Origin of the sequence: Paenibacillus sp. CF095, from assembly GCF_900101225.1 — a bacterium.
Taxonomy (GTDB): Bacteria; Bacillota; Bacilli; order Paenibacillales; family Paenibacillaceae; genus Paenibacillus.
The window spans coordinates 280,737-293,675 of sequence record NZ_FMZN01000001.1 but is presented as its reverse complement, the minus strand read 5'-3'; the positions used below and the strand labels follow the sequence as shown (position 1 = coordinate 293,675).

The following is a 12,939-nucleotide window of genomic DNA, read 5'->3' as shown; positions in this document are numbered from 1 at the left end:
CACACATTCAAGATATGGAGGGTAATCCCATGAAAAAACGTACACTGATCTCATTGCTATTAATTCTCGTCATTGTGATTTCCGGCTGCAGTGTAAAAACAAAAACCGAATCCCAGGCGGAGACCGCACCAGCGGATACAACAGAAACTGCACAAAAACCGGCTGACATTGAACTGCTCGCCATGAGTTCTTCTGAAAATGATGTAAACATTGTCCGCGACCAACTGACCAAAAACGGCTTCAATGTGAAGCTGAACCTGCAGCCGGATTACGGCAGCTTCAAATCCCAGCAAGATGCAGGGAATTATGACATTGCCTTGTCCAGCTGGACAACGGTAACGGGAAATCCCGATTATGCGGTACGTTCCCTTTTCAAAACAGGTGGAGATTACAGTATCCTTGCAGATGCGGAACTCGATAAACTCATCGATCAGGCAGCTACTCAAACTCCAGATGAGTACAAAGACACGTACAAACAATTGGAAGATCGCTTGGTAACGGATCAGGCGTATATCGCACCTTTGTACATTTCCCTGAAAAGTCAGGCTGTGAACAAAGACATTCTGAATGTCGACACCGTTCGTCTCTCCAAATCCCGAGCCATGGCTTGGGAACCGATTGAGTTCAAGGACAGCTCCAAAAATGCCACAGACCCGTTGATTCTGACGCAAAGTGCATCCGTACTGACTTCCCTTGATCCCATCAAAGGAAACGACGGCTCCATCAACCAGTTGAACACCAATATGTATGTACGTCTCGTTAACTTGACAGATGACGATCAGCTGACAGCAGAAGGATCACTGTCCCATAATTTCAGTATTGCTGAAGGTAATTCGGACTACTACTTCATTCTCAGAGACGATATCAACTTTGCGAAGATTGATAACAAAAAAGCTGTAGATACAGGAGAACGTGTCGGTGCAGATGATGTGATCTTCTCCCTGGATCGTGCTAAAAATAAAGATTCCGTTCCGGATCACCGGACGTACAGTCTGCATGAACACATCAAAGAAGCTGAGGTTGTAACGGATCTGAGTGCATTACAATCCATTAAACAATCCAGCGGTAACGGCACAATCCTCGAAGCATTGGAACAAGGATTGGGCAGCAAAATTACCGAACTTGTGACTGACAAAACCAAAGCAGATAATAGTGCAGGTAAATATCAGGTCGTTAAACTGACAACAACTGAACCTTTCCCGCAAGTACTGAACTACCTGGCTCACCAATCTGCGGGTATCGTGTCCAAAAAACAGGTGGAGAGCATCAACACATATGATGTAGCTTCCTTTGACGTCAACAAAGATATTCCTTACGGTGATCAGAACACGGTGACTGAAGGCGCAGCATACAATAACACCCTTTATACTAGTGGACCTTATATTTTGTCTTATAAAAATGACTATGAAGGTGTATTCTTAAAAAATCCGGGATACCGCAAAGGCACTGAATATGCACCAAAAATTGCTCAGGTCAATGTCCGGTTCATCGCGGATGCAGACAGCGCCCTCTCTGCTCTTCGCAGCAGTGAAATTCACTTATACTACGGTGTACCTGAAACCAAGTATGATATCATCGAAAATGACAGCAAGCTGAAATTGCAAAGTCTTCCAAGTAACGCTGTCTCCTATCTGTTGTTCAACACGGCCAATCGTGAAGTTGCCAAGAGCAGTGACCTGAGAAAAGCTGTGCTGTACTCCATTAATCAAGATGAGATTTTGAGTTTCTACAAGAACAACAAACTCAAAGCATACTCTACAGTAAGCCCGCTCGTTCAGACTGGGAATGAATTGAAAGCTGATCCTGCAAAAGTAAAAGAATTCTTGAGCAACTATAACGCTTCAAAGTAAACGTATTACAAAAAAAGGTTGTCACCAGGATCATCTATTTGATCCTGATGGCAGCCTTTTTTATTCTTCCAGCACACGGCAATCTGCCAGAACATCGGGGTAATTCCGCATGCTGTCCGCTTCCGTAATTTTGCGAATAACTTTGCACGGTACGCCTGCTGCAAAAGAATGCGGTGGAATATCACGAGTCACCACGCTACCTGCTCCGATCACACAGCCGTCTCCAATCGTTACGCCCCCGCACACTGTGACGTTTGCCGAGATCCATACATCGTTACCAATCGTGACCGGTTTGGCATAACATAGCGACTTCACATCACCGTTCTGGTCCACCATATGTCTCCGCTCGCTGGCAATCATGGGGTGAATGGGGGTAACAATCGTAACATTGGGTCCAAAACTGGTATAGTCCCCGATTGTCACTTGCGCATCGTCTTGTATCGTCAGATTGTAATTACCGAAGAAGTGATCGCCTATCCGGGTATGCACACCATAATGAAAGAAGATGGGGCCTTGCATAAATCCACCTTCACCGATCTGCCCCAGTAGCTGTTGCAATATCTGATTCCTTTCCTCAGTCTGTTCTTCAAAGGTCTGACTGTAACGCTGACTGAGATTATGGGCCCGCCTTTTGATGGTCTTTAATTCCGGATCACTTGGACTAAACAACATGCCCTGCATGATTCTCTCTTCTTCACGCATCATGAATCCTCCTCTACAAGAGTTAGCTTATAAAATAAAAGCCACAGACATGGCCTGTGGGGTTATAACGCTTCTGATAGAATGCCTGACTTCAACGCCTGAAGCACCATTCCTCGTAACCCAGCATCAAAATCATGTTGGAACGAGTCCTGATGTACAATCTCCGGCAACGACGGCATGGGATGATCCTCCCCGTACTTTTGCCACGCCAAATCCAGCTCTTCTCTCTCCACACGTTCCTGATAAATGACAATCTGGTGCGGGGCAACGACGGCATTAATCGTTTGCAGAATATGACATACCTGCACTACAAAATCATCTTTGCTCATGTCGCGTTTCCAATCAGGTGAATATGGAAGATACTTGATCTCACCAAACATCCCGTTTTTCCCGCGGATCATCTGTCCATTCAACATCATGCCCATACCCGGTGGGTATCGGTTCGGAAAATAAATTCCTGCTACACTCTGTTCCTTCATATCCGCATGCAATGTACAGTATCCGCTAATCGCTGCATTAACATCATTCTCCACGAGAACGTTCAGTTGGAACTCGCTCTCGATCTCCCGTATCAGATGTGAATGGATAAGCTCTTCATGACTGCTCACCGTGATATCCCCATCCACGGCTTGCCCCGGAATACCGATGCCGATCATATCAATGGAAGGGTACTCCGCAACGAAACGCGCGATAAGTTGCAGCACATGTTGTTTATCAAAAGCAGGCAAGATGCTCTCTTCCTTCAGCACAACCTTATTCTCCAGATTCATGACCGTTGCCGAAATCAACTCCTGGCCTTTCATCTCTTTGATGTAAAGAACCAAAGCAAGCTTGAAGTTATAATTATATCGATAAGCCTGAGCAGGACGACCACCGTTAGAGGGAACCACTTTATCCTGGAACAACTCTCCGCCATCACATAATTCCTGAATCAGCGCATTAATGGTAACAACACTAAGATTGGTTAGTGAAGCTAATTGCGGTTTGGTCGCCGTCTCAATCTGCTGCATGACTTCACGCACATTATTCATATTGATGTATTTCATCATTGTAGCGTTGGCTTTTTTCATAACCCTCTCGTTTCTACTCTGGTTCAATTGAGCCAAAGCAATGGTATGGATGTCATTTCACCCCATATCATAACATAATGCCTTAATCGAACACATGAGTTCCATCGTGCTGGCACTGGATCGAAATCGGCAGAGCTACTTTGTTCACTCAAACAAATCATCCATTGACTTCACAGGCTTCACTTCAATCGGTTGTTTTGACAAGGCCATACTGGCATAGGTACCTGCCCATATTATAACTGCCATAATAACGTATACCATCCATACTTACCTCCCTGTTTCATGCGGATTTATGATTTTGCGATATTCTTCATATGTGCTTATTTCTCCTGTTAATAAATACACTTTATAAAGTATATTACGTAAGTATGCGAGGATAATAGTTCTTTGTCAATATGATTTAGATTTATCCGAGCCCTTTTCAGTCCAAGGAACATGTGGACAACATGACTACAACAACACGTATCATCTCGATGCCCATAAAAAATAGCTGCCAAAAGAATCATTTAACGAATCTTTCGGCAGCCGTTTGTTCAATATACAAGCAATTTATTTAGAATAGATTCGCTGTACAGCAGGCAATAAGGTCACAACTTGAATACTAACTCCCCATGCAAAATAGACCAAGTGAATAATAGAGACATCCTGAATCCAGTACACCTGCACCATAATCCAGATGATGAGAGCAAAACCCGTGTACAAGGAAAAAGTCCAGGCCCAGTAGCGGTCAGAATAGAGATTCAGTCTCTCACCCAGCCCACAATGAACGTAGCGGAAAAGCGAGATAGCAATCATTATAGGCATCACGCCAAGGACCAGCAATAGGATGATCCCCGGGAACAAAAAACTGGCAAATGGAGAATTCTTCAACAAAGATTCGGGCAAATTCACCATACTTCCGGATGGGTCCATGATTAAAATGACGCCTCCAACAATCGCCCCAAGCCCCAGAATTCCATGCATCAAAATGAGTAACCACGATCTGCCTTCACTCTGCTTCATCATGAATTGCTCCTTCCATCCTCTCGTTTCTCAACCTCATACAGTCATTCATAGGCGGATTATTATCAAACCCTCTAGTACCATTCTCACACATGCCGTGCATTGTTCCTGTGCTTCTTTTCACTATATTGGTCTCGAAAATCATTCGTAATGGAAAAACTTGATAAAAGAACGTACGTTCGGTATAATGGAATTATCCTGAATAAGCGAGAGGCAGATATGGACGACAAATTTATTAAGGAATTACGCGAGATTAGTCGGGATGACAGACGAAGATCGGAATTTATGATTCAAGGTTTGAAGGAAACACTGCAAGAACGCAAAGAAGAAGGTTTACTCAAGCGCTGGATACGGCGTAAGAAAACAGAGAAAAAAATCTCTCAAAGATTTAATCAAGATCCTCACTCGGATCAAAAGTAACAACATAAAAAGGAGGCGGAATACGCCTCCCTTGCTATTTACAAAAGTGAATTATTTAGATTAGTTAGTTGTGAGTTAATCCATAAGTTTGCCAAAGCACACATTTATGCTTCTAATAAATCAAATCCTAGCTAGACTTGGTTCCTGATAAGTTTACTTACCTGTTGCCAGTTTATTGCCTTTATGTGTTAATCTAGTCCAAGGGAATTTCTTATAAAGGGAGTGAAAATATGACAAATACTTCAGGCTCAATATCAAAAAAGAAGGCGATAATTCTGGTGACAGGAATGTCGGGTACAGGTAAATCAACGGTTCTGGGCGAACTTGCTCATAGGGGGCATAGAGTTATCGACACCGATTATGATGGTTGGAGTGAGAATGTGGATGATTCTGGGTGGTTATGGCACGAGAATCGAATTGATGAGCTGCTCACTGAACATAGCGAAGGTGCTTTATTCATTTCGGGTTGTGTATCAAATCAGGGGAAGTTTTACCCGAGGTTTGATGCGGTAGTGTTGTTAAGCGCCCCCCTCGAAGTAATCCTTGAACGTATAACTTCCCGTAAGACGAACGAATATGGAAAAACGGTTGAACAACGTGAAGAAATTATACAATACGTCGCTAGTGTTGAGCCTCTCTTACGTGCTGGAGCTACTGTTGAGATCGATACCAGGAAGCCGCTTGATGAAGTTGTAACCGAGCTTGAGCTCATTGCCAACTCAATTAGCTGATCACTTCTTCACACTGTACAAAAGCGCCCAGTTCAATCTAAGTACCTGGTTAAACTAAACTGCCCGTTAGTTCAATACACGATCCCTCGTACAACTAAACACTTCTTTGAAGCTTGACATTAAATTCTGTCGTTGACGCAGTGACATACTCCATATAATTCACAGAGCCGTTAAAGTTCAAATAAGCTTCATATCGCATGCGGATTCCAGGTGAAGTAATCAAATTCAGAACAATTTCCTTTGGAACCCGCCTGCATTCGCTCGTTTCATTAGAAGTAGCTAACTCTCGACTCACAGCTTTACACACGAAATCAAACATGACCTTCGTAGGGACATCAGTCACACCGTCATACCACTTATGGATTGCTGTATTCGAAATAACACTAATCAATTAACTAACCGTGGCATCTATTCCACTTTCCTCTTTGATTTCACGGATGACACCATCAATCAGGTTTTATCCTACTTCAGTTATCCCACCAGGATACACCCAACCATCGTCATGGGCTTTTACAAAAAGGATATTTCCAGTTCCATCTTCTACAATTCCACCTGCAGATACAATATGTGTCGGGAACACCATTTTACAACCTCCAAATAAGATAAAGTTGTATATTTATTCCACATACTTCTCATACTTTACTGCCTTTGTGAATTTCTAAAAGATACTGTCGACATGATTGAACTAACTTGCCTGTTAGCTTAACGCAAAAGAACCCCTATAGATTAGCTCGCTATATACTCGAATATCAATCTATTTGGGGGCCCACGGCAACTTTATGTTTCCAATTTCGACTCCTGACAAACTTATGCTTCTGTTTGTGTTCCGAAAAGCAAAAAACAACGGAAATTAAAGCAATTTCCGGCACACATATAGGTGAAAATTTATCTTCTTATGGTTTAAGTCACAGCTGATGCATCATTTGAATTAATCTGCAACGGATGTATAAGTACCCTTTGTGCACCCCCCTCATTAACTCCAAGATCTGCACCTTTCTGTTCAAACTGGGCCGCCAATGAGCCATCTTGAATCATATAGAGCAGGTCCTGTTCGGCCGCAGCATCCATATCCCTGGTGAACAACAAGGAAGCCCCGGCCATTTCCAGCAAAAAGACAACGGAATCATGATTCTGGTGTTCAGACACAGGCAAACTGCCTGAAGCTTCTACTTCCATGTGTGCCAGATCTGGAGCTATAAAATGTAAACTCGTCTCCTTATCAGCCTTATAGGACATGCCCTGCTGAATGGCGTATAGAGGAATGTTCCGTTCCATGGCTGTGTCCAGTAATTTATCAAAGTTTTCTTTACCACTGGTTGTGCCATTAAACATTAAACATGAAACGTTTAACCGAAATCTGTTCCAGCACAGCCTGTAGTCCTCCAATTAAGTTTGAAGAAGGGATTGTTGATTATATAACCAATTTATAGATTTTGTTTATCGATGGAATGTCACACTGTCCTCGATTGAGTCACGACCCATCCGCAAACCATTTACTGGTGCTTCTTTGTCTGGGTAACCAAATGATATTCCAAATAATAATTTTAGTTCGCCCGATACTCCAAGAACTTCACGGACAGTATCAGCAGAAAAGCCTAATGCTGTCTGGGGAATACCGCCTATCCCACGTGCCTCAAGCGCTAGTAGAAATGACTGACCATACATTCCAATATCAGATGCGACACGCACATTATCTCCAAATGAAGGCATAAATAAGAAAGCAACATGGGGTGCATTAAAAAAATTATAATTTTGTGCAGCTGCCTGCTTGCGACCTTTGTAATCTTCTCGTGCTATTCCTTGTGATTCATAATAAGCTTTTCCATGCGTATTTTTGCGTTCGCCATATCGGCCGTAAAAGGCGTTCATATCAAATGTAAAATCTGGTGTATGATTCCCTTCCTCATTCGCGCGTAACAAAGCTTCACTCAATTCATCCTTCTTATCACCTGAAACAATATGAACATTCCAAGGCTGCGTATTGCAATTAGACGGTGTATATTGAGCATCTTCGAGAACCTCACGAATCACTTCTTCCTTAACGGGTGTAGAGAGAAATTGACGCACAGATTGTCGAGAGCGTACAACTTCTTGAAAAGATTTAGTAGTCATTAGTGTAACCTCCTCTTGTTTTTCGATGTTTCTTCACATAATGCTTTTGATAAATCCATGCTTATTTGGATATGATTGAATTGTATTGATTGTTTTTGTTACATTCATCTTTTAGAATAAAATCATTGCTCATCTTTTGGAAGAGGGCAATTTAAATTGCCTTAGTACACTTTTTTGTACTTATGGATAAATAAAGTTCCCTACCATTTTGTGTGAACGTTCTTCATAGGCACCGATAAGATTCGCTGACAAAACATTAATGGTGCGAATGCACCTCTTTACGGTTGACTACGCCGCGGCGAATGAAGAACGCTGTGACCAAGCCAATTAGGGCCAGGATAATCATGTACACGAATACGTTGTATGCTCCTGCCGACATCGCGTTTGCCATCTCGACCTGTTTGGCAAGAGCCGAGAAGCCGTGCAGGTATTTATCCATACCGTCCATAAGGATACTGACAGCTACAGCAATTCCAATCGCTCCCGTAACCTGTGGCAATGTGTTTATGACTGCCGTACCGTGCGGGTACAAGTCTGGCGGCAATTGATTTAGCGCGTGCGTTTGAGCAGGCATTAAGATCAAGGCTGTCCCAATAGAGAGCCCTATATGCACAGCCACCATAAAGGCGATTGAAGAAGCAGGAGATAGCGTAGTGAAGAACCATAACATGACTGAAACGATCACGAATCCGGGGATAACGAGCCATTTTGGCCCATGTTTATCGAATAAGTGCCCTATGCGCGGGGAGAGGAGACCGAAAAGCGCACTACCCGGCAAAAGCATGAGTCCCGCAGTGAACGGAGACAATCCGGCGCCCGTCTGCAAAAACATCGGCAGGATAATCAGGGTCGTCATAAAAATCATCGGGCATAACGCTACCAGAATCAGCCCAACAACGTACATGGGATACTTGAACACGCTCAGATTCATCATCGGACTACTCATAACGTTCTGACGCAACACGAACAGCACCAGTGCAATGAGGCCGACAATGATTGAAGTGATCACAACCGGATTCCCCCAGCCTTCAGATCCTTCGCCTACCTGACTAAAGCCAAAAACAACTCCGCCGAATCCAATCGTTGACAACAACACAGACAGTAAATCAATCCGCTGCTTTTTGACATCAGTAACGTTCTCCAAATACTTCAACCCCATCAACAATCCTACGACTAAAAATGGAAGTGAGAACCAGAAAATATACTGCCATGTTAAATATCCAACTACCAGCCCCCCAAAGGTCGGTCCGAACGCTGGGGCGAACATGGTAACAAGCCCGACTAACCCCATCGCCGCTCCCCGTTTATTCTGCGGATAGATGACGAGAATTGTATTGAACAATAGTGGGATCAAGGTGCTCATGCCTACTGCCTGTAAAATTCGACTGAACATCAACATTTCAAAATTTAACGCCAACGCCGCGATTAATGTACCCACGATTAAACTGATGAGCGAAACTGTGAAGAGCTTTCTCGTAGAAAACATCTGCAACAACATTGCGCTTATTGGCGTTAAAATGCCTATCGTCAACATGTAGCCCGTTGTTAACCACTGTACCGTCGCAGCCGAGATTTGGAATACTTCCATCAAATTAGTCATTGCAATATTGATGGCAGTTTCGCTTAGATAGCCGAAAAAACCACATATAAGCAAAGCTGCCATAATCGCACTCGTATTGTATTTTTTCATCTCCAAAGATTTCAACCTTTATTCCTCCATCATATATAAAGTATAATTACCATATTGTTTCGCTCCGTAATCTTATTAAAGTATCTTACTTTAAACAAGTACGATCATTTTTAGAACATACTATAAAAAACAATACTAATGAGTTATTACACGCTTCTAAGAGCCTGTATATTTATTTTGGAGGGGAAAATATGTATCACAACAACAAGTATTCGTCTGATTGTGGACTAAATAAAGTACAAAAAATAGTTGCAGGGAAGTGGAAATTATCGATCTTATGGTATATTGCTGAGGAAACTAGAAGGTTTGGGGAGATAAATCGTGTTTTTCCGGATATTACGCAATCGATGCTAACGAAGCAGCTCAGAGAGTTAGAAAGTGACGGACTCCTACATCGTGAAATTTATAAAGAGGTTCCACCAAGAGTCGAATATTGTTTAACCCCTCTTGGTAAGGGATTTTTACCAATCCTTCAAACTATGTGCAAGTGGGGAGATTACAATTTAGAATAAGAATCGATAACTTTATATAAAAAAAGATTAAAGATTTTTTAACAAATAACCTAATCCCACTCATTTATCAATTTTAGCAGATTTTTTATTCACTCTTGTTCAACTAACCTGCCCGTTAGCTTAACTGAAAAACAGCCGACTATTTAGCCGGCTGTCTACTTAAGTATCATTCTGAGTTCTGTGCCTGATTTATCTTATAGCTTTTGATCTAGCTAGTTTTACGGCAAAATGGCAAAAGACCGGACTGGAAAACCAGAAGCTTTCTCCGCTTTGGGTACAATGTTGAAAATAACAGCGCCTTTAGCCGGCACCTGATCCAGGTTTGTTAACAGCTCGACCTGGTATGTATCCTGAGCAAGTACATAATATTCTGCCAGAAGTGCTCCATTCTTCTGATAATCCACCGCTGAATCCGTGTCAAAGGTTTCATGCCCAATGGCTTGTACTTTTCTCTCCTCAAATAAAAACATGAGCGCACTAACCGACCATCCGGGTGCATGACTGTTGCCCTCCGCATCCTTGTTATCAAATGCTTCATGGTTAGGCCAGCGTTTGCTCCAATCGGTACGTAAGGCTACAAAACTTCCCGCTTCAATCACGCCATGCTCTCTTTCGAATTCAAGAATATGCTCCACATCCAGTGTAAAATCCGGATTATTCTGCACTTCAGCGGACTGGTCAATGACCACAAGCGGTAGCACAAGCTCCTTCAAACCCAACTCATCGAGATACCGGGTATCACGTACGAAATGGATCGGCGCATCGAGATGCGTCCCGTACTGACCCGGGAACTTGAAGCTCTGGGCAAAGAAACCTTGATTGTGATCAAACAACGTATCGAAATGTGCTGCTTCAAAAGCTGAAAAATGTGGGGAGTCCGGTCCAAATGTATGGGTCAGATCCACCCACTTCTTTTCTTTTAACAACTGAATGGCTTGAATGAGTTCGTTGGACATCCTAATCACCTCATGCACAGAATGGAATAAATTTCTCCTATTATATCTTATTCCACCACAATTGGGGAGCAGTCCCTATCTGTTAAATATCAAATTTATAAACTTCACTGACCATAGTTGTCAGTGAAGTTTTTTTATAATACGAGAGTAATCCAATCAATCATAAATAACAAAAGGAGAGTGTATGATGCAAACGAGGAACGTATATCTATATGTATTTGATACGATGTCAGACTGGGAGGTAGGTTATTTAACTGCTGAACTTAACTCGGGAAGGTATTTCAGGAAAGAGATCACGCCTTTGCAGGTCGTAACAGTAGGTGTAGATAAACATCCGGTAACTACCATGGGCGGATTGAACATCCTTCCCCATATTTCTATTGATGAATGTACATTGAAAGGTGATGACGTCATTATTCTTCCAGGAGGAAACACCTGGATGGACACCATCCATGATCCTCTATTAAAAAAAGTTGCTGCCTCTATAGAAGAGGGTACGGTTATTGCGGCGATTTGTGGTGCCACAGTTGCACTTGCAAAAATAGGGATACTGGATTCCAGACACCATACAAGCAATGATTTAGAATACCTGAAGATCATATGCCCAGATTATACTGGAGAAACATATTATGAAACGGAGCCAGCAGTAACCGATGGAAATGTAGTTACTGCATCTGGAATAGCTCCGTTAGAATTTACGATGCATGTGTTAAAGCTGTTGAATGTCTATACACCAGAAACATTACAGGCCTGGTTCAATCTGTATCAGACTCATGAGTCCACATACTTCTACCAGTTAATGAATTCTATTGCACCTGAATAACCAGTTTCCCGCGGGAATGATGGGTTTCACTCTTCTCATGTGCTTCCCGTACTCCCTGTTGAGTTAGCGGGTACGTTCCATCAATAATCGATTTGAGCTTGCCTTCCGCAGCCAGTTCAGCCAGCTGATCCAGTTGATCCCCTTTGGGCTCCATCATGAAGACGTTGGCCGTTACTCCGGCTTCCTTGGCAAGCTTCTCATCCGGTTGTTCCACCAAGGATACCAGATGCCCGCCAGACTTTAACACCTTGAAGCTGTTACGCTGAATATCACCGCCCATGGTGTCTAGCACAACATCATAACCGGAGAGAATCTCCGAGAAATCTTCTTTTTTATAGTTGATAAAATGATCCACACCCAACGAGCGAAGCAATGCTTCGTTTGATTCACTTGCCGTGGAAGCCACTTCAGCACCTAGGGACTTGGCAATCTGAATGGCATACGTTCCCACACCACCTGCACCAGCATGAATGAGTACCTTCTGCCCTTTGCCTAAACGTCCGTGATCCACAAGTGCTTGCCAGGCGGTCATCGCAGCCAAGGGGATCGCTGCCGCTTCCTCAAAGCTCAAGTTCTCCGGTATACGGGCAATAATGTCTGCATCAACAGCAACATATTCTGCATAAGTTCCGAATTGACGCGGACGCGCAAATACCCGATCACCTTCTCTGAACCGCGTGACATTTGAGCCTGCTTCAGCCACAATACCGGCAACATCGCCGCCCAGAATCAACGGAAAATTCTCCGCTGCTTCTTTCATATCACCTTGTCTGATTTTGAAGTCTACCGGATTCACCGACGTGGCATGCGTTCGGATTAACACCTGATTCACTCCACATGTTGGCTTGGCTACTTCCTTTTCTTTCAATTGTTCCGCTCCACCAAATTCCTCAATCACAATTGCTTTCATTAGAGATCCCAGCCTTTCCATTGGATTATCGTTATGCTCTCCTCCATCATTACCCTTTCCCAGCAATCACTTGACCTATTCATTCAAATTCACAACAATTTGGGATTCACAAGCCAGTTCAATAATCATGATATAATATCGATTATCGATTACGTTAAATC

The 12,939-nt window shown here is 43.0% G+C and carries 14 protein-coding genes; 5 read left to right on the top strand and 9 right to left on the bottom strand.

What is annotated here, in order from left to right; genetic code table 11:
• Nucleotides 1-29 precede the first annotated feature (29 nt).
• Nucleotides 30-1,850, top strand: a complete 1,821-nt coding sequence (locus BLS69_RS01355; protein WP_091028040.1) for an ABC transporter substrate-binding protein — start codon at nucleotides 30-32, stop codon at nucleotides 1,848-1,850.
• A 60-nt stretch (nucleotides 1,851-1,910) separates the two neighbouring features.
• On the opposite strand, the gene BLS69_RS01350 is transcribed toward BLS69_RS01355, so the two are convergent.
• The 3 genes from BLS69_RS01350 to BLS69_RS01340 form a co-directional block, all read right to left on the bottom strand.
• Entirely contained in the window at nucleotides 1,911-2,555 is a 645-nt protein-coding gene (locus BLS69_RS01350; RefSeq protein ID WP_256332200.1) for a sugar O-acetyltransferase, read from the bottom strand.
• Nucleotides 2,556-2,614: 59 nt separating this feature from the next.
• A complete protein-coding gene (locus tag BLS69_RS01345) occupies nucleotides 2,615-3,622 on the bottom strand; it encodes an ROK family protein (protein WP_091028035.1) in 1,008 nt (335 codons plus the stop codon).
• 549 nt (nucleotides 3,623-4,171) lie between these two features.
• Nucleotides 4,172-4,627: a hypothetical protein gene (locus BLS69_RS01340; RefSeq protein ID WP_091028032.1), complete on the bottom strand. Its 456-nt coding sequence runs from the start codon at nucleotides 4,625-4,627 to the stop codon at nucleotides 4,172-4,174.
• Between the two features lie 216 nt (nucleotides 4,628-4,843).
• Here BLS69_RS01340 and BLS69_RS01335 point away from each other — a divergent pair, with 216 nt between their 5' ends.
• Together BLS69_RS01335 and BLS69_RS01330 are read left to right on the top strand one after the other, a co-directional pair.
• Nucleotides 4,844-5,044, top strand: a complete 201-nt coding sequence (locus tag BLS69_RS01335; RefSeq protein WP_091034774.1) for a hypothetical protein — start codon at nucleotides 4,844-4,846, stop codon at nucleotides 5,042-5,044.
• Nucleotides 5,045-5,322: 278 nt separating this feature from the next.
• On the top strand, nucleotides 5,323-5,775 hold the full coding sequence (locus tag BLS69_RS01330) for an AAA family ATPase (protein ID WP_218133561.1): 453 nt from the start codon (nucleotides 5,323-5,325) through the stop codon (nucleotides 5,773-5,775).
• Nucleotides 5,776-6,232: 457 nt separating this feature from the next.
• Here BLS69_RS01330 and BLS69_RS32890 read toward each other — a convergent pair whose 3' ends face one another.
• The 4 genes from BLS69_RS32890 to BLS69_RS01310 all read right to left on the bottom strand — a co-directional run bounded on the left by BLS69_RS32890 (nucleotide 6,233) and on the right by BLS69_RS01310 (nucleotide 9,577).
• Complete coding sequence (locus BLS69_RS32890; protein ID WP_339310297.1) at nucleotides 6,233-6,358, bottom strand: NUDIX hydrolase; 126 nt, start codon at nucleotides 6,356-6,358, stop codon at nucleotides 6,233-6,235.
• A 317-nt stretch (nucleotides 6,359-6,675) separates the two neighbouring features.
• Complete coding sequence (locus BLS69_RS01320) at nucleotides 6,676-7,107, bottom strand: ComEC/Rec2 family competence protein (RefSeq protein WP_091028025.1); 432 nt, start codon at nucleotides 7,105-7,107, stop codon at nucleotides 6,676-6,678.
• A 105-nt stretch (nucleotides 7,108-7,212) separates the two neighbouring features.
• Nucleotides 7,213-7,887: a nitroreductase gene (locus tag BLS69_RS01315; protein ID WP_091028023.1), complete on the bottom strand. Its 675-nt coding sequence runs from the start codon at nucleotides 7,885-7,887 to the stop codon at nucleotides 7,213-7,215.
• A 256-nt stretch (nucleotides 7,888-8,143) separates the two neighbouring features.
• Nucleotides 8,144-9,577: a DHA2 family efflux MFS transporter permease subunit gene (locus tag BLS69_RS01310; protein WP_094030641.1), complete on the bottom strand. Its 1,434-nt coding sequence runs from the start codon at nucleotides 9,575-9,577 to the stop codon at nucleotides 8,144-8,146.
• A gap of 191 nt (nucleotides 9,578-9,768) precedes the next feature.
• Between BLS69_RS01310 and BLS69_RS01305 the strand changes: the two genes are divergently transcribed.
• A complete protein-coding gene (locus tag BLS69_RS01305) occupies nucleotides 9,769-10,089 on the top strand; it encodes a winged helix-turn-helix transcriptional regulator (protein WP_091028020.1) in 321 nt (106 codons plus the stop codon).
• Nucleotides 10,090-10,307: 218 nt separating this feature from the next.
• Here BLS69_RS01305 and BLS69_RS01300 read toward each other — a convergent pair whose 3' ends face one another.
• Nucleotides 10,308-11,045, bottom strand: coding sequence for a cyclase family protein (locus BLS69_RS01300; RefSeq protein ID WP_091028019.1), 738 nt, complete (start codon nucleotides 11,043-11,045; stop codon nucleotides 10,308-10,310).
• Nucleotides 11,046-11,232: 187 nt separating this feature from the next.
• On the opposite strand from BLS69_RS01300, the gene BLS69_RS01295 reads away from it, so the two are divergent.
• A complete protein-coding gene (locus tag BLS69_RS01295; RefSeq protein WP_091028018.1) occupies nucleotides 11,233-11,868 on the top strand; it encodes a type 1 glutamine amidotransferase family protein in 636 nt (211 codons plus the stop codon).
• Here the strand turns inward: BLS69_RS01295 and BLS69_RS01290 are convergent.
• Nucleotides 11,852-12,778, bottom strand: a complete 927-nt coding sequence (locus BLS69_RS01290) for an NADP-dependent oxidoreductase (RefSeq protein ID WP_091034773.1) — start codon at nucleotides 12,776-12,778, stop codon at nucleotides 11,852-11,854. The genes BLS69_RS01295 and BLS69_RS01290 overlap by 17 nt on opposite strands.
• Nucleotides 12,779-12,939: the final 161 nt, after the last annotated feature.

Excerpts from the sequence above, each read along its gene's own strand:
- BLS69_RS01305 (WP_091028020.1), top strand. The coding sequence starts at position 9,769 with ATGTATCACAACAACAAGTATTCGTCTGATTGTGGACTAAATAAAGTA.
- BLS69_RS01335 (WP_091034774.1), top strand. The coding sequence starts at position 4,844 with ATGGACGACAAATTTATTAAGGAATTACGCGAGATTAGTCGGGATGAC.
- BLS69_RS01320 (WP_091028025.1), bottom strand. The coding sequence starts at position 7,107 with ATGTTTAATGGCACAACCAGTGGTAAAGAAAACTTTGATAAATTACTG.
- BLS69_RS01315 (WP_091028023.1), bottom strand. The coding sequence starts at position 7,887 with ATGACTACTAAATCTTTTCAAGAAGTTGTACGCTCTCGACAATCTGTG.
- BLS69_RS01300 (WP_091028019.1), bottom strand. The coding sequence starts at position 11,045 with ATGTCCAACGAACTCATTCAAGCCATTCAGTTGTTAAAAGAAAAGAAG.
- BLS69_RS01290 (WP_091034773.1), bottom strand. The coding sequence starts at position 12,778 with ATGAAAGCAATTGTGATTGAGGAATTTGGTGGAGCGGAACAATTGAAA.
- BLS69_RS01350 (WP_256332200.1), bottom strand. The coding sequence starts at position 2,555 with ATGATGCGTGAAGAAGAGAGAATCATGCAGGGCATGTTGTTTAGTCCA.
- BLS69_RS01355 (WP_091028040.1), top strand. The coding sequence starts at position 30 with ATGAAAAAACGTACACTGATCTCATTGCTATTAATTCTCGTCATTGTG.
- BLS69_RS01340 (WP_091028032.1), bottom strand. The coding sequence starts at position 4,627 with ATGATGAAGCAGAGTGAAGGCAGATCGTGGTTACTCATTTTGATGCAT.
- BLS69_RS01310 (WP_094030641.1), bottom strand. The coding sequence starts at position 9,577 with ATGAAAAAATACAATACGAGTGCGATTATGGCAGCTTTGCTTATATGT.
- BLS69_RS01345 (WP_091028035.1), bottom strand. The coding sequence starts at position 3,622 with ATGAAAAAAGCCAACGCTACAATGATGAAATACATCAATATGAATAAT.
- BLS69_RS32890 (WP_339310297.1), bottom strand. The coding sequence starts at position 6,358 with ATGGTGTTCCCGACACATATTGTATCTGCAGGTGGAATTGTAGAAGAT.
- BLS69_RS01295 (WP_091028018.1), top strand. The coding sequence starts at position 11,233 with ATGCAAACGAGGAACGTATATCTATATGTATTTGATACGATGTCAGAC.